14 protein-coding genes are annotated in these 22,066 nt (G+C 56.9%); 11 read left to right on the top strand and 3 right to left on the bottom strand.

What is annotated here, in order from left to right:
- Window positions 1-21: 21 nt before the first annotated feature.
- Window positions 22-5,481 (bottom strand): alpha-2-macroglobulin family protein, encoded by a 5,460-nt coding sequence (locus DY251_RS08330; protein WP_116623471.1) that lies wholly within the window; start codon window positions 5,479-5,481, stop codon window positions 22-24.
- Window positions 5,482-5,795: 314 nt separating this feature from the next.
- Between DY251_RS08330 and DY251_RS08325 the strand changes: the two genes are divergently transcribed.
- The 4 genes from DY251_RS08325 to DY251_RS08310 all read left to right on the top strand — a co-directional run bounded on the left by DY251_RS08325 (window position 5,796) and on the right by DY251_RS08310 (window position 12,350).
- A complete protein-coding gene (locus DY251_RS08325; protein WP_116623404.1) occupies window positions 5,796-7,448 on the top strand; it encodes an ABC transporter substrate-binding protein in 1,653 nt (550 codons plus the stop codon).
- A gap of 113 nt (window positions 7,449-7,561) precedes the next feature.
- A complete protein-coding gene (locus DY251_RS08320) occupies window positions 7,562-8,599 on the top strand; it encodes an ABC transporter permease (RefSeq protein WP_116623403.1) in 1,038 nt (345 codons plus the stop codon).
- Window positions 8,600-8,611: 12 nt separating this feature from the next.
- Window positions 8,612-9,775, top strand: a complete 1,164-nt coding sequence (locus tag DY251_RS08315; protein WP_116623402.1) for an ABC transporter permease — start codon at window positions 8,612-8,614, stop codon at window positions 9,773-9,775.
- Window positions 9,776-9,785: 10 nt separating this feature from the next.
- Window positions 9,786-12,350 (top strand): dipeptide ABC transporter ATP-binding protein, encoded by a 2,565-nt coding sequence (locus DY251_RS08310; RefSeq protein ID WP_116623401.1) that lies wholly within the window; start codon window positions 9,786-9,788, stop codon window positions 12,348-12,350.
- On the opposite strand, the gene DY251_RS08305 is transcribed toward DY251_RS08310, so the two are convergent.
- Complete coding sequence (locus DY251_RS08305) at window positions 12,347-12,931, bottom strand: transglycosylase SLT domain-containing protein (protein ID WP_116623400.1); 585 nt, start codon at window positions 12,929-12,931, stop codon at window positions 12,347-12,349. The two genes, DY251_RS08310 and DY251_RS08305, sit on opposite strands and share 4 nt — an antisense overlap.
- A 222-nt stretch (window positions 12,932-13,153) precedes the next feature.
- On the opposite strand from DY251_RS08305, the gene DY251_RS08295 reads away from it, so the two are divergent.
- Both DY251_RS08295 and preA read left to right on the top strand, forming a co-directional pair.
- The gene (locus DY251_RS08295) at window positions 13,154-14,509 is read left to right on the top strand and encodes an NAD(P)-dependent oxidoreductase (RefSeq protein WP_116623398.1); all 1,356 of its coding nucleotides are present in this window, start codon (window positions 13,154-13,156) and stop codon (window positions 14,507-14,509) included.
- Between the two features lie 28 nt (window positions 14,510-14,537).
- The gene (preA, locus tag DY251_RS08290) at window positions 14,538-15,851 is read left to right on the top strand and encodes an NAD-dependent dihydropyrimidine dehydrogenase subunit PreA (protein ID WP_116623397.1); all 1,314 of its coding nucleotides are present in this window, start codon (window positions 14,538-14,540) and stop codon (window positions 15,849-15,851) included.
- A gap of 2 nt (window positions 15,852-15,853) precedes the next feature.
- On the opposite strand, the gene DY251_RS08285 is transcribed toward preA, so the two are convergent.
- Window positions 15,854-16,489, bottom strand: coding sequence for a TetR family transcriptional regulator C-terminal domain-containing protein (locus DY251_RS08285; protein ID WP_116623396.1), 636 nt, complete (start codon window positions 16,487-16,489; stop codon window positions 15,854-15,856).
- 255 nt (window positions 16,490-16,744) lie between these two features.
- Here DY251_RS08285 and aptA point away from each other — a divergent pair, with 255 nt between their 5' ends.
- The 5 genes from aptA to hydA are packed head-to-tail and all read left to right on the top strand — an operon-like array spanning window position 16,745 to window position 22,005.
- Window positions 16,745-18,073, top strand: a complete 1,329-nt coding sequence (gene aptA / locus DY251_RS08280) for an omega-aminotransferase AptA (protein ID WP_116623395.1) — start codon at window positions 16,745-16,747, stop codon at window positions 18,071-18,073.
- On the top strand, window positions 18,073-18,363 hold the full coding sequence (locus DY251_RS08275; protein ID WP_116623394.1) for a cupin domain-containing protein: 291 nt from the start codon (window positions 18,073-18,075) through the stop codon (window positions 18,361-18,363). Before aptA ends, DY251_RS08275 begins: the two co-directional genes overlap by 1 nt.
- 10 nt (window positions 18,364-18,373) lie before the next feature.
- Window positions 18,374-19,624 (top strand): Zn-dependent hydrolase, encoded by a 1,251-nt coding sequence (locus DY251_RS08270; protein WP_116623393.1) that lies wholly within the window; start codon window positions 18,374-18,376, stop codon window positions 19,622-19,624.
- A gap of 47 nt (window positions 19,625-19,671) precedes the next feature.
- Window positions 19,672-20,541, top strand: a complete 870-nt coding sequence (locus tag DY251_RS08265) for a hypothetical protein (protein ID WP_116623392.1) — start codon at window positions 19,672-19,674, stop codon at window positions 20,539-20,541.
- Between the two features lie 12 nt (window positions 20,542-20,553).
- Window positions 20,554-22,005: a dihydropyrimidinase gene (gene hydA / locus DY251_RS08260; protein WP_116623391.1), complete on the top strand. Its 1,452-nt coding sequence runs from the start codon at window positions 20,554-20,556 to the stop codon at window positions 22,003-22,005.
- Window positions 22,006-22,066 lie beyond the last annotated feature (61 nt).

The raw sequence follows: 22,066 nt of genomic DNA, 5'->3' as shown, positions 1-22,066 counted from the left end.
ACCATCACAATTCTGCTCGGTCTATTCCGCCTTTATCTCCATCATGCCCATCGCGGTTCGAGCCGAGAATTGTGGGCGGTACATATCCTCCACACTCGCGGCGGGGAGCGTGTAAACGCCCGGCGTCACGGCTCTCACTACATAGGCCAGTGTGAAGCTGCGATCCTCAGAGCCAGTCCGATCGAATGCCGCCACGAACCGATCATCGCGGAATTCAAGATGCGCGGCTTGCGTCTGTGCCAGCCACTCGAAATTCGAGAGCTCCGCGCTGGATACCAGACCTGGATTGTCGATCTCAAATCCTGCGGGCAGCAGGTCGTTGACCAGAACGCGCGACGGCCATTCATTGTCTTCCGTGACCGAAAGCACAACAACGAACCGCTCGTTTTGCCTGGTCTCGCTGATGTTGGCCTCGCTGCCATCCAGCCGGTAATAGGCGCGCGAGATGGTAAAGCCGTCGCCGCCTGCGGGCAGGGGCTCGCGCGGAGTTGCAACTGTTGTCACGACCGCCTGCACAGGCCGTGCGCCTGTATTGGTGATGCTGATCGGGCTATCGACCAGCGATTCACCTGTCACGCGATTTGCATAAACGCCCTTTTGAGGCGAGCCGTTCACGTCGAGCGTGATGTCATCGCCCTGCGTTTTCAGTGCGCGCGCCGCAAGCAACAGCCAAGCCTGATCCTGCGTGCTGGTCCAGCGCACGCGCGGACGCTCGTCGGAGACATACTTCACCAGTTCCGGCAGAACCGATGGAGCGGGCTGGCTTTCGGCAGCAAGCGATAGCATCGCTGCCCCGTCGCGCAGCTTCGAGCCATAGTCTGAACGATACCAATCATATTCCGGCTGAGACTTTGCAAGTGTAAGCGCTGCCGAGAAGGTCTGGTTCGAACGCTCCACGTCGCCATAAAGCGAAAGCGCTGCTGCAAGTTGGGCCACCGCCATTGGGCTGCTGAAGGCCTCAAGCTTGGTGTCGGTATAGTAGCGCAGATCGCCAATAGCAGCGCGCTTGTTGCGCGCCAGCACATAAATCGCATAAGCGATTTCCGTGCCCCGATCCTCCACGTCGGCATCATAGCCGATCGAGTTCTGAAGGTTGTTCAGCGCTTGAAGCATGGCCTCACGCGGCACGTCATAATTCGCTTCGCGAGCGCGGCTCAAGAAGTCCGTAACATAGGAATCCAGCCACAAATCGCCCGAGCCCGGCGACCAAAGTCCAAAGCTGCCGCTTGATGATTGATAGTTCAACACGCGATAGATCGCGTCTTGCACGCGCTTGCCCAGGTCTGGATCATCACGCATTCCGGCTTCACCGGCCATGTCGTTGACATAGAGCAGTGGCAGGGCGCGACTGGTTGTCTGTTCCGCGCAGCCATAAGGATAGCGGTCGAGCGCCATGAGGAGCGATGGCACGTCCAGCGCCGCCGAGGGCGAAACGCCGACGCTAACGGTCGCGCCTTCGATAAGGCTTGCGGCCAGCAATTCGCGGTCCACCTTGAGGCTCTTGCCGTTCGGTCCAAGATCGACCACCAACCGTTGAGTGACAGGCAGTTGCGCGGGGCGCACTGGCAAATCCAGCACTTGCTCTACGTTAGGCCCGCCATCGCGCGAAATGCGCAGGGTTAGTTGGCTGTCGCCAATCGTATCGGCGCGGAGTGGAACGATCAGAGATTCCCGCTTGCCTGCGGTGAGTTGTACTGTGTCAGGTATGTTTGGCCCGCCTGCAAGAATGCCGCCTTGGGCTTCGATGCCAAGCGTATATTCGCCGTCTGGAGCATCGGTGTTCGCGATATCGAGGCGCAGTTCGGCTCGGTCGCCGGGCGCCATGAATCGCGGCAAACCAGCTGTGATGACAACAGGCTCGCGCACGATGACATCCTGTTCAGCGTTGCCCACACCGTCATCGGTCCACGCAACGGCCATCAGCCGAACGGTTCCGTTGAACTGCGGAATGGCGAAATCGACCGTCGCTTTTCCTTCCGCATCAAGCTTTACCGGCCCGGAGAAAAGCGCGACCAGCTTGCCTTTCGGCGGGCTGCCTTGCGAGGTCATTTGCGCGCCGTCGCCGCCCGTACGCAACTTGCCCGCAACGCCCAGGGAACCGTCGATCAAGCGGCCATAGAGGTCGCGGATTTCAAGGCCGAGTTTACGTTGGCCGAAATACCAATCGACTGCATCCGGCGCCTTGTAGTTCGTCAAGTTGAGTATGCCTACATCTACGGCAGCAACGGTAGCATAGGCTTCCTTGCCTGCTGCACCATCAACTGAAACGGGGACTGAAAGCCTGGCGTTCGGAGTGGATTTTTCAGGCGCGCCAAGCGTCACATTTAATGCCCGCTGTTCGGGATCTACCGACAGCCATTTCAGACCGATCGCGCGCGCTGGCATGCGCGATTCCTGCGTTTCGCCGGGGCGAAATAGCGTGGCGGTGATGTATGCGCCTGCTCCCCAATCCGCTTCGACCGGAATATCGACCGTAGCGCCCTCCTTTGGAACCGAAACGTTGATCGTGCGGTAGAGTCGATCCGCTCCAATCGCGACCAATAGTTCGCCAGCGAAGCGCGGCGAAACTCTCAGCTTGGCCGTTTCGCCGCGCTTGTATTCTTCCTTATCCAGCGCGACTTCCAGACCATCCGGTGTTTCCGTGGAAGTGGCTTCGACATACCATCCAGCATCGAATTCATAGCTTGCAGGCTGACCGCTGCCGTCCGCAGCTTCGACCTCAAGCCGATAGCGTCCCCAATCGACCGGCATGCTGATTTTGCCGGATGCATCGGCAGATACATCCACCGTGCCATTGCCTACCGCTTTTGTCAGCGTCACCGGTTCGTAGTTCCACGAGCCGTCAGACCGATACCATTGATATTGGCGATCCAGCTTTACGAGTGTCCAGATCATGCCCTTGGACGCCTTGCGCGTTCCATCCGGCTGCACGGCAATCACGTCGAACGTCGCAGTGCCGCCTTGTGGAACAGAGTCGCCCTCGAAGCTCGGCTTGATACCGACCATATCGGTCTGCGGGCGAATGGCGAGGTCCAGCTTCTCTTCAACCGCCCGCCCACCGCCTTCGCGCATACGTACGGTGACACCTGCATTTATCAGACGTGTTGTGGAGGGTAGTTGTTCGATGGAAACAGGGAAGGTGGCTTTGCCGTCATCGCCCACCAGCGGAAGATCCGCGAGTGGCTGCTGGATCGCGTCGCCTTGTTCTTCATCCTCAAGGCCGAACGCGTAGCCGGGGAAACGCTTCCAGTCGCGCGTCGTGTTCAAGCGCACGTCGCCTTCAAGCGCCAGACCAGCAGCGGGCGCACCGTAGAGGAAACGCCCATCTACAGTGATATTTGCGGTTTCGCCGGGAGCGATTTCGTCCCGATCTGAAGTCAGCGTGAACTCGATGCGATCCGGCACGAAGTCCTCAACGAGGAACATCTGCGACGCGACCGAAGCTTCCTTCGGGTCGGTGTAGATGTTCATCGTCCAGGTGCCGCGCATGGCGCTGGCGGTCAGCGGAAATTCAACATTGTGGCCGCCTGCATTCGCACCGTCAGAAACAATGCGCCTGTCTTCGACACCATCAGGCCGCGTGAAGATGAAGGTGAGCGGCAGTTTGGGAACGGCCTTCGCCGCATCGTTGCGCGCAAGAGCGGACGCATGCACGGTTTCGCCAACGCGGTAAATGCCGCGCTCTGTCCAAGCGTAGACGTCCAGCGCGCCGGGTGCGTTGCGACCTTCCACGCCACGATCCGAAAGGTCGAAGCCCGCCTTGGTCATGTCGAGGAACACGAAGTCATCGCCACCGCTCGCGCTGGCGGTCAGCACGGCGGGAACCATGCTTTCTTCGCCGCGTGTCAGACCGGCGCTGAAGGTCGCGCGACCATCAGCGTCGGTTGTGGCCTTGCCCAGTACTTCGTTATTGCGGGCAAGTAGGGTCAGTTCCACGCCGGAAAGCGGTTTGGCGGTACCTAGCGAACGAGCGAACACGTTGAGGCCGTCTTGGCCTGTCAACGTCGAAAGACCGATGTCAGAAACAACAAACCATTGTGTGGCTCGGGAATCGTAATCTTCGCCCGCCTTGTCCGGCTGCGCCGTCAGCACGTAGACGCCGGGCTTGCGCTGCGGGATGGCTTCGTCCACCGGGAAGGAAGTTGTCACCTCCTTGTTCAACTGGTTGGTGATGTCGATCTCACCCTTCCAGACGGGGGTACCGAGGGATTCCGAAACATTGCTGATATCGTATCCATCAAGCTGCCGCAGGAATTGATAGCCGGTCAGGAGTTGCGCCAGTGAGCGGTCGCCGATGCGGTAAAGCTCAAGCTTGGCCTTATCCATGTTGACGGTCACGAGCGGAATGCCGCGACGCCCCGTCGCGGGAAGCACAAAACTGTCACCAGTGAAGCGGGCCGATTGCACGCGATCCGGCATGTAGATATTGAGCACGGTTGGCACTGTTGTCACTTCGCCAATCTGCGCGGGAATGCCTTGCCGATAAGTCACGCGATAATTGTGGCCGTGCTCCAGCCCGCCCACGCAAATTTGACGCCCGGATGCCTCAACTGACTGTGGCGCTTGACCATCCACGCTTACGAAGGGTGCAAAATCTACGCCGGCTTTGGTCAAGTCCTCCGAGAACTGCGCGCAGACCCGCGGCGACGAATTATCTGAATCCACCGAGTGATCTACGATGCGGAAACCCTTCCGCGCTTTCAAATCTTCATATTCGGCGCGCAGCGAGGAATTGTTCACGAGCGCAAGGCTCGCCTCATAGGCTTGCAGGGCGGGGCGGAACTGGTCGCGCTTATCGAGCGCCGCGGCCAGCACTGCCAGCGCTGCTGCGCGGTCGTTCGTGGTGTGTGAGGTGGTGTAGCCGTTTATAGCAGCCGCCGTCCCGTTGCGTTGCAGTGTGTAGGTCTCCGAGCCGTTAGCAGGCTGTACGCTAACAATCGCGCGCGCATATTTCGTCCAGATCGCACTGTCGTCCGTCGATAATGTCAGCGCGCGCGCAAACTGGTCCATTGCGGTGCGTGGGTCGCTCGCGGCCATTGCGGTGTCGCCCGCTGCGACAAGTCCGGAAAGCCCAAGCCCGTTACTGTCTTTGGTCGCAGCGGCGCGCTCGCGGCGAAGCGCTGCTGCTTCATCGCTCATTGAAGCCGTTATAAAGCTGAGGGCAGGGGCGGCGCCGATGTCTGGTGCTGCCGCCGCTTCCACAACCTTGCCTGCTACGGCGCCGTTGAAAGGCTTAATTTCGCGGAAGTCTGATTTCAGGAAGCACCAGCGCGCTTTCACGTTATAAGTAAATGCTTTGCAGGCTTGCTCAGAGATGCAGATTGCCTTGCAATCATCAAGCGATACGTCCCGCTCGGCGCGAAGATCGAATCCGAAATAATCGCTGTTTTGAGTGGTTGTGATTTGCCGCTCCTGTGCTTGGGCAGGAGCGAGCCACAAAATCGTCGCCGCGAGCAGGCCGAAAAGCAAGCGCAGTTTCATGAAGTCCCCCTCCAAACGTGCGCGCGACAACCGCATTGTCGCTGCAACGGCATTCTGGATGATTGATTGTGGCGCCTTTGGTGCAGAACGGAAAGCACTAGAATGATTTTTCGTTAAAGCGCGCTGCGCCGGGGTGTTTGTCGCAAATTGTTCCGACTAGAAATTTTGCGCCAATTGTGTCGCATTACAGACAACTGTCCTGCCGGCAACGTTGCAGACTGATACTACTGGGGAACATTCTCGCGGAACTTTGACAGTCCGAACGAGATAGGAAATGATAAAATTCAACGAGACTATAAAAATGGGAGTTGGTCATGGCGTTCTACAAGAGTAACGGGGACGTTGTCCCTGATCATATCCATGAGATGGCGGAGAAGGCCCGCAAGGGTGAGGTAGACCGCCGTGAGTTTCTGGCTTTAGCCACCGTTTTCGGCGCGTCGACAGCAATGGCGTATGGAATGCTGGGTCTTCCAACCCCTGCGCAGGCTCAAGATGCGACACCCAAGCCGGGTGGAGTTCTGCGCGTGCAAATGTTCATCAAGGCGCCGAAGCAGCCGCGTCTCGCGGACTGGACCGAGATCGCAAATACGATGCGCCAGCAGCTCGAAGCGCTCGTCCTCTACACTCCCGAATATACGTTTGAGCCCTATTTGCTCGAGGGTTGGGAGGTAAACGACAACGCTACCGAATACCTCATGAAGCTGCGCAAGAACGTAACGTGGTCTAATGGAGATCCGTTTGTAGCAGACGATTTGATCTACAACCTCAACGCGTGGTCGGACGCAACGGTCGAAGGCAATTCGATGGTTGCGCGCATGGGTACGCTCGCTGACAAGAACACCAAGAAGATCCGTGAAGGCGGCGCGACCAAGGTCGATGACCACACGGTCAAGGTGGTTCTCACTGAGCCGGACATCTCGTTCATTCCGAACCTTGCCGATTATCCGGCCTTGGTCGTTCACAAGACCTTCTATGAATCCGGCGCGGATTTCGTGAAGAACCCCATTGGCACCGGCCCGTTCCAGCTTGTCTCCTTCGACGTTGGCCAGCGCATCGTCTACAAGCGCCGTGAAGACGGCAAATGGTGGGGCGGTGAGGTCATGCTCGATGGCGTTGAATTCATCGATTACGGTACCGACCCAAATGCCGCCGTCAGCGCGTTTGAATCCGGCGAGGTGGATGCCAACTACGAAACCACCCCGGATTATCTGCAGGCGCTCGATGATCTAGGGCTGAAGAAATCGGAAGCCGTTACCTCGATCACCATCGTTGCGCGCACCAACGTCAACAACAAGCCTTATGACGATCAGAAAGTTCGCAATGCGCTCCAGTTGGCGGTGGACAATGCAGTCGTGCTGCAGCTTGGCCAGAACGGCGCAGGTATTCCGGCTGAAAACCACCATGTCGCGCCGATCCATCCGGAATATGTCGAATTGCCGAAGATCGCGCGCGATACGGAGAAGGCAAAGGCACTTCTTACCGAAGCTGGTCAGATCGATTTTGAGCACGAGCTGATCTCGTCGGATGAAGATTGGCACAAGAATACGGGCGACGCTATTGCCGCCCAGTTGCGCGACGCCGGCATCAAGGTGAAGCGCACGGTTCTGCCGGGCTCCACCTTCTGGAACGACTGGACGAAGTATCCGTACTCGCTCACCAACTGGACCATGCGTCCGCTTGGCGTGCAGGTGTTGGCGCTGGCTTATCGCACCGGCGAAGCATGGAACGAGACCGGCTGGTCGAACCCCGACTTTGATAAGGCGCTCGCAGAAGCGCTCTCCATCGTCGATCCGGAAAAGCGCAAAGTGCCGATGAAGACCTGCGAGGAGCTTTTGCAGAGCTCGGGCATTATCATTCAGCCTTTTTGGCGCAAGGTGTATAATCACCATGCTGCAAAGGTGCAGGGTTATGTCCAGCACCCGATGCAGCAACTCAATCTCGGCAAGATCTGGATCTCCGAGAGCTAAGATTACGACAGGAGCGAAGGGCAGACGCCCTTCGCTCATCGTTCGTGGCGGGAATGTAGCCGAGGGGTCATTGCCGCCGCGTCACCCAACCTGATTGGACGGCAGGGGACGCAATGCTTCAATTTATTCTGCGACGGCTAGGCATCATGGCGTTGACCATGCTGTGCTTGACGGTTGTTGTCTTTTTCCTAATCAGTCTTGAGCCGAACCTGAAAAAGCTTGCAATCAGCCAAACTGAATCGCGCGCTACGCAGGAGCAGCTTGAAAGCTGGCTGCTGCGCAATGGCTATCGGCAAAATTTCTTCGTGCGCTATGGCCAGTGGCTGGGGGTGGTGAAGAAACAGCCGAACATTGATGCTTCCACCGGCAAGGCAACACCACGCTTCGTATTTTGCGATGAAGCCGACGTGCCTACTTATTCAGGCATTCTTCAAGGCGACTTCGGGTGCTCGACCAAGTTTCGCGTGCCCGTAGCTGCAAAGCTGTTTCCGGCACTTGGAGCCACCGGCCTGCTCATGTTCTGGGTCATGGTGACGATGGTGCCCGTCTCCCTGTTGATCGGTGTCTTGGCGGGAATGCGAGAAGGCTCGCGCACCGACCGCGTTTTGTCCGCGGCTTCCATTATGACCACGGCCACGCCTGAATATGTGTCGGGCGTTATCTTCTCTGTGGTGTTTGCCTCGTGGCTGGGTTGGCTGAACGGCTCCGCTGCCAGCGCCACCGCGCAGGGGATTACATTCTATAATTTCACGCTGCCGGTCATGACGATGGCGGTATACGGCATCGGCTATATCGCGCGCATGACACGCGCCTCGATGGTCGAGGTCATGACGCAGCAATATATCCGCACCGCGCGCCTGAAAGGATTGTCCTTTAGCGCCGTGGTCATCAAGCACGCGTTGCGCAACGCGCTGATTGCGCCGTTCACGGTCATTATGCTGCAATTCCCGTGGCTGCTTACCGGCGTCGTGATCGTGGAGACGATGTTCCGCTACCAGGGCTTCGGCTACACGCTGGTTGAGGCGGCGAGCAACAACGACATCGACCTGCTGCTCGGTTGTTCGCTCGTGTCGGTGTTCGTCGTGCTGTTCACGCAGCTCCTGTCGGATATCGGCTACGCCTATCTCAATCCACGCATCCGTGTGCAGTGAGGAGCCGAAGCCATGAATCTTGAGCATATCGGCGCATTTCAAATCCTCATCAGCGTGATAGCGCGCTTTTGGCCAGTCTGGATTTGCATGGCTATCGTGATGGGCGCGAGCTATTTCTATCGCAAGAAGCTCGGCCTTTACGGTCAACTTTACGGAACCGGCGTCGGCGTTATCGGTCTCGCGGTCTGCTTCTTCTGGCTGTTTACAGCGATATTCGCATCCGTTATCGCGAATTTCGATCCAATCGCGCAGATCGCTGTGATGAAGGATGCGCTGCCGGGGGCGGTCGTGCCGGAAGGCTCGGGTCACGGAGTCTATCTGTTTGGGGGTGATAAGCTCTCGCGCGATGTCTTCTCGCGCATGGTCTTCGGCAGTCAAATCGTTCTCATCATCGCGCCAGCTGCTACGATGTTCGCGCTTATGGTCGGCGCGACGCTCGGGCTGCCTGCCGGATATTACGGCGGAAAGATCGACACTTTCTTGTCGTTCTTGGCGAACCTTGTTCTGGCTTTCCCTGTGATCTTGCTGTTCTACCTGTTGGTGACGCCGGGCATCATGGAAACGCCGATCCCATATGTGATGGCCGGCATATTCTTCCTGTTTCCTATCATCTTTTTCTGCATGCTGTTTTACACGCGGTTCAAGAGGCGTCCGGACAGGCTTTACATTCTGCTGGGTCTCACGATCCTGATCGGCGGCTGGGTTTATCTGGGATTGGTGTTCAATGCTGACCCGCTTGGCATTGTCGCAATTGACCCGAACCAGTTGAACATCTTCATCGCGGTCGTGTTCGCGTCTAGTCCCGGCGTATTCCGTATCGTGCGCGGTCTTGTGATGGATATCAAAACGCGTGACTATATTGCTGCGGCTCAAACCCGTGGTGAATCACCTTGGTACATCATGCTTTGGGAAATCCTGCCCAATGCGCGCGGCCCACTGATCGTCGATACATGCCTTCGTATTGGCTACACGACGATCCTGCTCGGCACGCTCGGCTATTTCGGTCTAGGTCTTGCGCCTGAGAGCCCCGATTGGGGTACTGCGATCAAGGACGCCAGCCGACTGCTGCGTACTACCATCCATCCGGCGCTGCCCCCCACCATTGCTCTAATGAGCTTCGTGCTGGGGTTGAATCTTCTGGCCGACGCGTTGCGCGAGCAATCGCTGAAGGATTGAGGAAAGAACGATGAACGAAGCGATAAAAGCCACGTCCGTCAAATCCGCAAGACCGATACTCGAAATCGAGAACCTTTCGATTTCGTTTTTTACGAAGCGCGGTGAAATCCCTGCGGTTATGGATTTTTCCTGCACCGTCATGCCGGGCGAGGCGATGGGCATCGTCGGTGAATCGGGCTGCGGAAAGTCGACTGTTTCGCTCGGCATCATGCGCGACCTGTCAAATGTGGGAAAAATCGTCGACGGCCGCATAATCTTTCAGGGCAAAGATATGGGCGAAATGAGCGATGAAGAACTTCGCTCAATTCGTGGCAACAAGATCGCCATGATCTATCAGGAGCCGATGGCGAGCCTGAACCCGGCAATGAAGATCGGCCAGCAGCTCATGGAAGTCCCGCTGATCCACGACAAGGTGTCAAAGGACGAGGCATATAATCGCGCGCTGGAAATGGTGCGTGCAGTGAAGTTGCCAGATCCCGAGCGTATGATGCGCTCGTATCCGCACCAGCTTTCAGGCGGCCAACAACAGCGCATCGTCATTGCAATGGCGCTGCTCTCAAAGCCCGCCCTGTTGCTGCTTGATGAACCGACCACCGCGCTCGATGTTACCGTTGAGGCGGGCATTGTCGACTTGGTAAAAGGGCTTGGCGAGAAGTTCGGCACGTCTATGATTTTCGTGTCGCACAATCTCGGCCTTATCCTTGAAACCTGCGACCGCATTACGGTCATGTATTCGGGAGAGGCTGTCGAAACCGGCAAGATCGAAGACGTTTTCGACCGGATGCGACATCCCTATACGCAGGGGCTTTTCCGGTCGATCCCGCTGCCTGGCGCCGACAAGAACTCCCGACCGCTGGTTGCGATTCCCGGTCAACTGCCATTGCCGCAGGATCGTCCGAAGGGCTGTAACTTCGGGCCGCGCTGCCATCACTTCGTGGATGGCTTGTGTAACGCAGCCGAAATTCCCATGATCCCGGTCGAGGGGCATGACGGCCATTTCAGCCGTTGTGTGCGCTTCAATGAAATCGATTGGGCAGCGCTTCCGCCTGGTGCGGACCGCAAGCATGAGCCAGTCAAGCCGGGCGCGCCAGTTCTCAAGATCAATGATCTTAAGAAATACTACAAGGTCGGCGGCAACGAGGTCTTCGGTGCAAGCGGTGAGGCGCGTGTTGTTAAAGCCAACGAGGCGATCAGCTTCGAAGCTCGAGAGTCCGAAACGGTCGCCATAGTAGGTGAATCCGGCTGCGGCAAGTCTACGCTTGCCAAGGTCTTGCTTGGTCTGGAAACGGCAAGTTCAGGCACAGTCACACTCGACAATATTGATATCGAGTCGAAGCCCATCGAAGTGCGCGACGTGCAGACCGTTTCGGGCATTCAGATGGTGTTCCAGAATCCGTTCGACACGCTCAATCCAAGCCATTCGGTCGGCTCGCAGATCATCCGTACGCTCGAAAAGTTCAACTATGGAAAAACGCCGGACGATCGTCGCAAGCGCATGTTTGAACTGCTCGACCTCGTAAAGTTACCGCGCGCTTTTGCGGACCGCATGCCGCGCCAGCTATCGGGGGGCCAGAAGCAGCGCATCGGCGTCGCGCGGGCATTCGCCGGTCAAGCTAAGGTCGTGGTGGCCGACGAGCCGGTGTCGGCGCTGGACGTGTCCGTTCAGGCGGCAGTTACAGAATTGCTGATGGACATTCAGCGCAAGAACAAGACGACCATGCTGTTCATCAGTCACGACCTCTCTGTCGTGCGCTACATCGCGGACCGTGTGGTGGTCATGTATCTCGGTCACATTGTGGAGCAGGGGACGACGGACCAGATCTTTGCGCCGCCCTACCATCCTTATACAGAGGCGTTGCTGTCGGCGATCCCGATTGCCGATACCAGCGTGGTCAAGAAGCACATTGTTCTTGAGGGCGACATACCGTCAGCAATGAATCCACCACCGGGTTGCCCATTCCAGACGCGTTGTCGCTGGAAGAAGTTCGTCCCGGACAACAGGTGCGAAACGCAGCTTCCGCCACTTCGCGATCTTGGCAATGGTCATAGAAGCCTGTGCTGGCTGGACGACGCAACGCTTGCCACAATGGAGCAGGTCATCCGCTTCGAAGGCGGAACAACCGAACCACCGGCAGAAGATGTTGTGCCAACCGACGAGCCTGCTGCCTTGGAGGAAGCGCGCGAGCGCGTCGCGGTTGCAACGCCAGCACCTCCCAAGCGAGCAAGGTCTACCCCTGCTGTTTCGTTGATAAGCGAACCGCGCAAGACAGCCAAAAAGGCGGCAGCGCCGCTTAAAAAGGACAACAAGCCCGCGCGCATCGCTAAGCCGTCAAAGCCTGATGATCTCAAGATGATTTCCGGCGTCGGGCCGGTGATCGAGTCAAAGCTTCATCAGCTTGGAATCTATACCTTTGCGCAAGTCGCAGCGTGGACCAAGGCCGAGCGCGATTGGGTGGATGAGCACCTTGCATTTCGCGGGCGCATTGAGCGCGAGGACTGGAAACGGCAGGCTAAGGCACTCGCAAAGGGCGGGGCCGCTGAATATCGTAAGGTGTTCGGCAAAGACCCGCGCTAGCGGCAGTTGTTCAGCTGGCCTGCGTAGGAGAGTGCCATCGCTTCCGTGTCGCGAGCAATCTTGTCGATGCCGGGCTCCCAGTTGCCCCGTTTGTAGCCACTCCAGCCGAGGTAATAGGCGAGGTAGAGGCGATATGTATCTGCCGGGTCTATGCCCAGTGCAGCGGCTGAACGCGAATGGTACCAACCAATGAAATCCACCGCATCGTCGAAGTTTGAGCGGCGTGCGCCGAAATTTCCTGTCTCTGCCTTATATGTCGCCCACGTTCCGTCCAGCGCTTGCGAATACCCATAGGCGCTGGACTCACGGCCGAGTGGAATAAAGCCGAGCATTGTCTTGCGCGGGGGACGCGCATTTGACTGGAAACCTGACTCCTTGCGCACTGTTGCCATCAGCACATGCACAGGAACGCCGTACCGCGCTGATGCTTCCTCTGCAGACGAGCGCCAATTGTTGAAAAATCCCTCGCGCTGCTCAAATACAGCGCAGACGTCGTTGATGCGCGTAGGCTGACTAGCGCATCCGGCGACAAGGACCAGTGCGCCGACACATACAATTTTACTCAAATGCGAAATACTCATGTCATGCGCGTATAGCGCTGGATCCTGAATAGAATCTTATGCGCTCCATTAACCATGATGCGCCCGCTGCCTTTCGGCCGCGCCCACGGACTTTTCTTGACTAAAATTATCATATTTTTTCTTATACAAATCAGATACTTATGAAAATTTTTGACCGATTGATAAAATTCCAGACTGTGGTACCGTTCGACAGCGGGAACATAAAAATAGACGGGAGTGAGCATGGCCATAGGTCTGTTCAAGGATGGCATCGAGCCGGGGCGTCTTGCGCCCGCTGAATATGCCGATAATTTTTCCGATCTGCATCCACCGCTCGACAAGCACGAAGCGCTGGTTGAGGCCGATCGCTGCTACTTCTGTTATGACGCGCCATGCATGCAGGCGTGTCCGACATCAATCGACATTCCGATGTTCATTCGGCAGATAGCAACCGGCAATCCGCTCGGTTCAGCCAAGACCATTTTCGATCAGAACATCCTCGGCGGCATGTGCGCGCGTGTATGCCCCACTGAAACGCTCTGCGAAGAAGCCTGTGTGCGCGAAAAGGCTGAGGGCAAGCCGGTACAGATCGGTCGCCTGCAACGCTATGCCACCGACGAAGCGATGGAGCAGGGCAAGCAGTTCTATACCCGCGCTGAGAAATCCGGGCGCAAGGTCGCGATCGTTGGTGCTGGTCCGGCAGGGCTGGCGGCGGCGCACAGGCTGACGAGTTATGGCCATGACGTAACCATTTTCGAGGCCAAGCCGAAAAGTGGCGGCCTGAACGAATATGGTATTGCCGCCTACAAGAGCACACATGATTTCGCGCAGGCTGAAGTCGATTATGTAACCGCGATTGGCGGCATAGAAATCGAGCACGGCAAGGCGCTTGGCCGTGACATTCATTTGGGCGAATTGTCCGAGCAGTATGATGCGGTGTTCCTCGGTATGGGGCTAGCGGGCGTTAACGCGTTGCGCGCGGAAGGTGAGGATGCGCTCGGCGTCACTGACGCGGTTGATTTCATTGCTGAACTGCGCCAGTCGACCAATCTATCGCGGCTGCCGGTCGGTCGCCGCATTGTTGTCATTGGCGGCGGCATGACGGCCATCGATGCTGCGGTTCAATCCAAGTTGCTTGGCGCGCAGGACGTTACGATCTGCTACCGGCGCGGTCAGGAAGACATGAACGCCTCGGAGTTTGAGCAGGATCTTGCGACGGCCAACGGAGTTGTCATCCGTCACTGGATACAGCCGAAGCGCGTGCTCATCGAGAATGGCAAAGTGTCTGGTATCGAGCTTGAATATACCGTCATGAGGGGTGGCAAACTCACCGGCACCGGCGAAACGCTGGTGCTGCCAGCGGATCAGGTGTTCAAGGCCATTGGCCAGCAATTTGACGCGAACGCGCTTAACGGCAGTCGACCGAAAATCGCACTCGAAAAGGGTCGTATCAAAGTCGATTCTGAAGGTCGCACTTCAGTGAAAAATGTTTGGGCTGGCGGTGATTGCGTTGCCGATGCGCGGGAAGATTTGACAGTTGCCGCCGTCGCTGCGGGCCGCGATGCGGCCGAGAGCATCAACCGCTTTTTAAAAGCATAGTTTGTCGAAGGCCTAGGAGAGAAACCCCATGGCAGACATTCGTAATAATTTCGTCGGGATCAAATCGCCGAATCCGTTCTGGCTGGCCTCTGCGCCGCCGACCGACAAGGCCTATAACGTTGTCCGCGCCTTTAAGGCGGGCTGGGGCGGGGTTGTCTGGAAGACGCTAGGCGAGGAGGGCCCGCCTGTCGTCAACGTCAACGGCCCGCGCTATGGCGCAATCTGGGGTGCCGACCGGCGCTTACTCGGCCTCAACAATATCGAGCTTATCACCGACCGTCAGCTTCAACTCAATCTGCAGGAGATAAAGCAGGTCAAGAAAGACTGGCCTGACAGGGCGCTTGTCGTGTCCCTGATGGTTCCTTGTGTAGAGGAAAGCTGGAAGGCGATTCTTCCTGTTGTCGAGGAAACCGAGGCAGACGGCATAGAACTCAACTTCGGCTGCCCGCATGGTATGAGCGAACGCGGCATGGGCGCTGCTGTCGGTCAGGTGCCGGAATACATCGAAATGGTTGTTCGCTGGTGCAAGGCCAATACCCGTATGCCCGTCATCACCAAGCTGACACCGAACATTACAGATGTTCGCCGTCCGGCGCGTGCCGCATTTGCTGGCGGCACCGATGCGGTGTCGCTTATCAATACGATCAATTCCATCACCTCGGTAAATCTCGATACTTTTTCGCCCGAGCCATCCATCGATGGCAAAGGCTCGCACGGCGGCTATTGCGGCCCAGCCGTGAAGCCGATTGCGCTCAACATGGTTGCTGAAATTGCTCGAGATCCGGAAACTGCAGGACTGCCGATTTCCGGCATTGGTGGCGTTACCACTTGGCGCGATGCCGCGGAATTTCTGGCGCTCGGCGCGGGCAATGTTCAGGTCTGCACGGCCGCGATGACCTACGGCTTCAAGATCGTTCAAGAGATGATCGCCGGCCTGGAAAACTGGATGGACGAAAAGGGTCACCAAACGCTGGACGACGTATGTGGTCGCGCGACCAAGAACGTTACCGATTGGCAGTACCTCAACCTGAATTATATCGCTAAGGCGCATATCGATCAGGAAGCCTGCATCAAATGTGGTCGCTGCTACATCGCCTGTGAAGATACTTCACATCAGGCGATCACGAGCTCGGTCAATGGTGTGCGGCACTTTGAGGTGATGGAAGATGAATGCGTGGGCTGCAACCTTTGCGTCAATGTTTGCCCGGTAGAGAACTGCATCACGATGGTGCCGTTGGCTGCGGGCGTGCTGGATCAGCGCACGGGAAAAACCGTTTCACCGGAATATGCGAACTGGACCACGCATCCGAACAATCCGATGTCGAAGCAAGCCGCCGAGTAGGTTCAGGTCTTAGGCCGAAGACCATCCAGATAAAGGTTTTCGAGGAAGCGCGCCGCGTCCTCGAAACGGCCTTCGCCGCCACGGTCGGTACCAAGCACTGCGCGCACCTGCACGTCAAAATCGGCATAATGCTGTGTGGTCGCCCAGATCGAGAAAATCAGATGATAGGGGTCGGTCGGTGCAATCCGCTCGGCTTTTATCCAACTCCTGATGATCTGCACCTTTTCGTCGACTAGCAATTTCAACTCGCCTTCCAGAAGCGGAAGTATGCGCGGTGCGCCTTGTAGAATCTCATTGGCGAACAAGCGACTCTCACGCGGAAAATCTCTGGCCATCTCCAACTTGCGGCGAATGTAGCTGCGAATCTCCACCAGCGGGTCGCGCACATCATCAAGTTCCCGCAACGGTTCCAGCCACGTCGTCAGCAGCTTTTCAATCAGTGTCTCGTGAATGTCTTCCTTGCCGCGAAAATAATAGAGCAGGTTAGGCTTCGACATTCCTGCCGCTTCGGCAATCTGATCGATGGTCGATCCACGGAAGCCATGCGTCGAGAAAATCTCCAGGGCGGCATTCAGGATGAGGTCGCGCTTTTCTGTTTGAATCCGCGTGCGCCGCAATGGTTTGACGGGTGCATTCATTGAATTTTAGCAGGCTGGAATTTGTGAAAGAATCTGGTCTAATCGGCTGGACCAGATGATCGGCTGGTGTGGCGCGGGAAGTTGAATGTTCATTCCCATAGTAATCCCTTGACCGCACCAACGGCGATGCTAACGTTTGTCCAATCGGTCAAAAAAATTTCTAGCACAAAAGTGCAGAAAAAACCAAGCGTTGGCGTTCGCAAACCGGACAAAAGAACCCAAGTTTTTTGGGACCATTGAAAGGAAAGTTTCTCCATGTCCAATCGCTTGAAAGCCATGCCAAACGATCTCTCTGCATTCTGGATGCCGTTCACTGCGAACCGGCAGTTCAAGCAGGCTCCGCGTATGCTTGTTGCCTCAAAGGACATGCACTACACCACCAGCGATGGCCGCAAGGTCATGGACGGCACCGCTGGCCTTTGGTGCGTGAATGCAGGTCACTGCCGTCCGAAGATCACAGAGGCAATTCGCGAGCAGGCCGGTGAACTTGACTATGCGCCAGCCTTCCAGATGGGCCACCCTATCGTGTTCGAACTTGCGAACCGTTTGGTTGATATTGCCCCCGCTGGAATGGACCACGTTTTCTTCACCAATTCCGGTTCGGAATCGGTCGAAACAGCGCTCAAGATTGCTCTGGCTTATCACCGCGCACGTGGCGAAGGTTCGCGCACCCGTTTGATTGGCCGTGAGCGCGGCTACCACGGCGTCAATTTCGGTGGTATTTCGGTCGGTGGCATCGTTAGCAATCGCAAGATGTTTGGCACCTTGCTTGGTGGCGTCGATCATCTGCCGCACACGCATCTGCCTGCGAAGAATGCTTTCACCAAGGGCGAGCCGGAATATGGCGCAGAGCTTGCCGACGAGTTGGAGCGTATCGTCACGCTGCATGACGCTTCGACGATTGCGGCGGTCATTGTGGAGCCGGTTGCAGGTTCGACCGGCGTGCTGATCCCGCCGAAGGGCTACCTCAAAAAGCTGCGCGACATTTGCACCAAGCATGGCATCCTGTTGATCTTCGATGAAGTCATCACCGGCTTTGGGCGTCTCGGAACACCGTTCGCAGCAGATTATTTTGGCGTAGTGCCGGACCTCATCACAACGGCGAAGGGTATCACCAACGGCGTCGTTCCGATGGGCGCTGTGTTTGCCAAGAAGGAAATTCACGACGCCTTCATGAACGGCCCGGAGCATATGATCGAGCTGTTCCACGGCTATACTTATTCCGGAAATCCGATTGCGTGCGCCGCTGCGCTCGGCACACTGGATACCTACAAGGAAGAAGGCTTGCTCACACGCGGAGCGGAACTCGCCCCACATTGGGAAGAAGCGCTGCACTCGCTCAAGGGCGAGCCGCACGTGATCGACATTCGCAACATCGGTCTTGTCGGTGCAATCGAGCTTGAACCGATTGCGGGGCAGCCGACCAAGCGTGCATTTTCGGCATTTATCAAGGCGTTCGAGCGCGGCGCGCTTATCCGCACGACGGGCGACATCATCGCTCTTTCGCCGCCGCTGATCATAACCAAGGGCCAGATCGATGAACTCATCGACCATGTCCGCGAAGTGCTGAGGATGATCGACTGATGATTGCGCGCGAAGTCGCTGAACCCACAGTTTTGATCGATGATGCGCGGGTGAAGGTTACGCGCTGGGACTTTGCTCCTGGCGCGGAAACCGGCTGGCACCGGCACGGCATGGACTACGTGATCACCACGATTACGCCGTGTTCCATGCTGCTTGAAGAGCCGGGTGGTGGCACGCGCAGCGTCGAGTTGGAGGCAGGTATCTCTTACCGGCGCGACGAGGGCGTGGAGCACAACGTCATAAACGGCGGCTCCGCTCCCATGGCTTTTGTTGAAGTTGAATTGAAGTGAGGTTTTGAAAGTGGCGGCTCCCGGCGAGAACCTGAAGATCAATGCTGATCGTTTGTGGGATTCCATACACGAGATGGCAAAGATCGGCCCTGGTGTGGCCGGAGGCAGCAATCGTCAGACGTTGACTGACGAAGATGGTGAGGGCAGGCGGCTTTTCCAGAAATGGTGCGAGGAAGCCGGCCTAACCATGGGAGTGGACGAGATGGGCACGATGTTTGCCCGCCGCGAGGGAACAGACCCGAATGCGCTCCCTGTTTATGTCGGTTCACATCTCGACACGCAGCCGACGGGCGGCCGCTATGACGGCGTTCTCGGTGTGCTTGGTGGCCTTGAAGTTATTCGCTCGATGAACGATCTCGGCATCAAGACCAAGCATCCGGTCATCGCCACGAACTGGACGAATGAGGAAGGCGCGCGTTTCGCTCCGGCAATGCTCGCATCAGGCGTGTTCGCTGGCGTCATTGAACAGGATTGGGCCTATAATCGCGTTGATGCCAAGGGCAAAAAGTTCGGCGAAGAGCTTGAACGGATTGGCTGGAAAGGTGACGAAAAAGTCGGCGCTCGAAAGATGCATGCGTTCTTTGAACTGCATATCGAGCAAGGCCCGATCCTTGAGGACGAAGGCATCGACATTGGCGTGGTAACGCACGGGCAGGGCCTGAAATGGCTTCAGGTCACGATCACGGGCAAGGAAGCCCATACTGGCTCCACTCCGATGCCGAAGCGCCGCAATGCCAGTCTTGGTATGGCGCGCGTTATTGAACTCGTGCACGAAGTTGCGATGGATTATCAGCCCGATGCGGTCGGCGCAGTCGGCCACATCGAGGTCTATCCGAACTCGCGCAATATCATTGCGGGCCGCACGGTTTTCACTATCGATATTCGCTCGCCCGACAAGCGCGTGTTGGACGAAATGGACGCCCGCGTTCGCGAGGGTATCGCGACAATCTGTGACGCACTTGATGTGCAGTATGAGATTGAGCAAGTCGGGCATTTCGATCCCGTTACATTTGATAAGGGCTGCGTGAAAGCTATTCGGAGCTCAGCCAAGCGCTTGGGCTACTCTCATCGCGATATCGTTTCAGGAGCGGGGCATGATGCCTGCTGGATCAACCGCGTTGCGCCAACTGCGATGGTGATGTGTCCCTGCGTGGATGGTTTGTCACATAACGAAGCCGAGGAAATAACGAAGGAATGGGCAGGCGCGGGCTGCGACGTGCTTTTCCATGCGGTGCTGGAAACAGCGGAGATTGTGGAGTGAGCATCGCTCTTTCCAATACTCTCAGCTTCAGGCGACGGACCACATAGATGGACGTCGAGGCACTACTCCAAGGCGTTGTCCGCTTCTCGAACTTCATGACGTCGAGATTGTTGGTTGCCGGGGTGGTGTTTTACGTATTCGCCGGCTTCGTGCCAATCGGCAACGCGACGGAAGGCTTTCTTCCGTCAATGGATCTGCTCAACGGTGTCGTGCAAAACTACCAGAACATTTTCGATACGCTTGGTGTTTCGGATGTCGCGATTTTCCTGATCCTGTTCATCTTCGTTACGACAATTCACATCACTTACGTGCTGTTCGAATCCATTGGTTACTATCTGCCGCCGACAATAATTCCGGCATCGGGATGGGCGGCAATCGATGACATCACGCATAAGGCGTTTGAAACGCTGCGTGTTGCGCGCGGCGAGGAACATACTGAGGAAGAGAACCAGCGCCTTTACGAATTCTCGAAAAAGCTACGTTCCATCGAGATCGAAAGCGACGAACACACTAAAAATAAGGTGCAAAGCACGCTCTCGGCGTTTCGCATTTCCAAGACGTTTGTGGTGCTGTCCCTAGCGGTTTGGCTCTATGCGGAAATATCCGACAGCTATTCGGGCACCGCGCATTATCTGCTCATCGTTTTTGTGGTGGCGGTCGCTGTCGTTGCGATTTCGGCGATGTCCATCTTCCGCATGAACTATGTGCGCATCAGTCGGCTGCGGGCGAACGTAATCGCCGAACTGTTGGAGTTTTCGCGCATCTGGGTTGACGAGGAACATCAACGTCAGATCGCTGCTGATTGCGTTCCCAAGAATATCATGAAGCCTGCGACGATGGCGGTCGCTGTGCCTATCTTTGGAACGCTTGACGCCTTGGTAAAAGATTTGCGCAACTGGCGTTCAAGACGAGCTTAGGGAGTAAGGCTGATGTCAAAGGTCATCAAGAACGGCACGGTCGTTACCGCGGACCGCACATATAAAGCCGATGTTTTTATGAAGCACGGCAAGATTGAGGCGATAGGGCCGGATCTTCACGGCGACCATGAGTTCGATGCGACCGACTGCTACATCATGCCAGGCGGCATCGATCCACATACGCATCTCGAAATGCCTTTCATGGGAACTTACTCTGCCGACGATTTTGAAAGCGGCACGCGCGCCGCGCTTTCCGGTGGCACGACGATGGTCGTGGATTTCTGCCTGCCATCGCCCAATCAATCGCTGCTTGAAGCGCTTACGATGTGGGACAACAAGACCAGCAAAGCGGCCTGCGATTTCTCCTTCCACATGGCAGTTACATGGTGGAGTGAGCAGGTCTTCAATGAAATGAAGACGGTCGTGGAAAAAGGCATCACCACCTTCAAGCACTTCATGGCCTATAAGGGTGCGCTGATGGTGAACGACGACGAGATGTACGCGTCATTCCAGCGCTGCGCCGAGCTTGGCGCGCTGCCGCTTGTCCATGCAGAAAATGGCGATGTGGTTGCCGCGCTCAGCCAGAAACTTCTCGCAGAAGGAAACAACGGGCCCGAGGGCCATGCCTATTCGCGCCCACCGGAGGTCGAAGGAGAGGCAACCAACCGCGCGATCATGATTGCTGATATGGCGGGTGTGCCGCTCTATGTCGTCCACACATCCTGCGAGCAGGCGCATGAAGCGATCCGTCGCGCCCGCCAGAAGGGTATGCGTGTTTACGGCGAGCCGTTGATCCAGCATCTCGTGCTCGACGAAACCGAATATTTCAACAAGGATTGGAACCATTCAGCGCGCCGCGTCATGAGCCCACCCTTCCGCAACAAGCTGCATCAGGATTCGCTCTGGGCCGGACTTCAAGCCGGGTCGTTGCAGGTCGTTGCGACGGATCACTGCGCATTCACCACCAAGCAGAAGCAATTCGGCGTAGGCGATTTCACGAAAATCCCGAACGGCACTGGCGGTCTTGAGGATCGTCTGCCTGTCCTTTGGACGAAAGGCGTCAGCACCGGTCGTCTGACCATGAATGAGTTCGTGGCGGTTACTTCGACCAACATTGCGAAAATCATGAACATGTATCCGAAGAAGGGCGCAATCGTTGAAGGCGCCGATGCGGACATAATCGTCTGGGATCCGAAAAAGAAGAAAACGATCACCGCCAAGAAGCAGCAATCCGTCATCGACTACAACGTGTTCGAGGGCGTCGAAGTCACCAGTCTTCCGCGCTTTGTTTTCACGCGCGGCGAACTGGCGGTGAACGATGGCAAGGTTGATGCTCATCCGGGTCATGGCGAATTCGTTGCACGAGAACCAAACGGCGCGGTCAATCGTGCCCTGTCGAAATGGAAGGAAGTGGTGGCGCCGCGTAAGGTTGAACGCACGGGAATTCCTGCAACGGGCGTGTAATTATCTGGATAGAGGAGGGCTGCGGCAAGGTAGTCTCTTGCCGCGGAGAGACTGTCAGGCA

Origin of the sequence: Mesorhizobium denitrificans, from assembly GCF_003403035.1 — a bacterium.
GTDB classification, from domain to species: domain Bacteria; phylum Pseudomonadota; class Alphaproteobacteria; order Rhizobiales; family Rhizobiaceae; genus Mesorhizobium_G; species Mesorhizobium_G denitrificans.
The sequence above is the reverse complement of the archived record's forward strand: the minus strand, read 5'-3'. Positions and strand labels throughout refer to the sequence as shown.

Coding starts and splice junctions, on each gene's coding strand:
- aptA (WP_116623395.1), top strand. CDS start 16,745: ATGTCCAATCGCTTGAAAGCCATGCCAAACGATCTCTCTGCATTCTGG.
- preA (WP_116623397.1), top strand. CDS start 14,538: ATGGCAGACATTCGTAATAATTTCGTCGGGATCAAATCGCCGAATCCG.
- DY251_RS08325 (WP_116623404.1), top strand. CDS start 5,796: ATGGCGTTCTACAAGAGTAACGGGGACGTTGTCCCTGATCATATCCAT.
- DY251_RS08275 (WP_116623394.1), top strand. CDS start 18,073: ATGATTGCGCGCGAAGTCGCTGAACCCACAGTTTTGATCGATGATGCG.
- DY251_RS08285 (WP_116623396.1), bottom strand. CDS start 16,489: ATGAATGCACCCGTCAAACCATTGCGGCGCACGCGGATTCAAACAGAA.
- DY251_RS08310 (WP_116623401.1), top strand. CDS start 9,786: ATGAACGAAGCGATAAAAGCCACGTCCGTCAAATCCGCAAGACCGATA.
- DY251_RS08265 (WP_116623392.1), top strand. CDS start 19,672: ATGGACGTCGAGGCACTACTCCAAGGCGTTGTCCGCTTCTCGAACTTC.
- DY251_RS08320 (WP_116623403.1), top strand. CDS start 7,562: ATGCTTCAATTTATTCTGCGACGGCTAGGCATCATGGCGTTGACCATG.
- hydA (WP_116623391.1), top strand. CDS start 20,554: ATGTCAAAGGTCATCAAGAACGGCACGGTCGTTACCGCGGACCGCACA.
- DY251_RS08315 (WP_116623402.1), top strand. CDS start 8,612: ATGAATCTTGAGCATATCGGCGCATTTCAAATCCTCATCAGCGTGATA.
- DY251_RS08295 (WP_116623398.1), top strand. CDS start 13,154: ATGGCCATAGGTCTGTTCAAGGATGGCATCGAGCCGGGGCGTCTTGCG.
- DY251_RS08305 (WP_116623400.1), bottom strand. CDS start 12,931: ATGAGTATTTCGCATTTGAGTAAAATTGTATGTGTCGGCGCACTGGTC.
- DY251_RS08330 (WP_116623471.1), bottom strand. CDS start 5,481: ATGAAACTGCGCTTGCTTTTCGGCCTGCTCGCGGCGACGATTTTGTGG.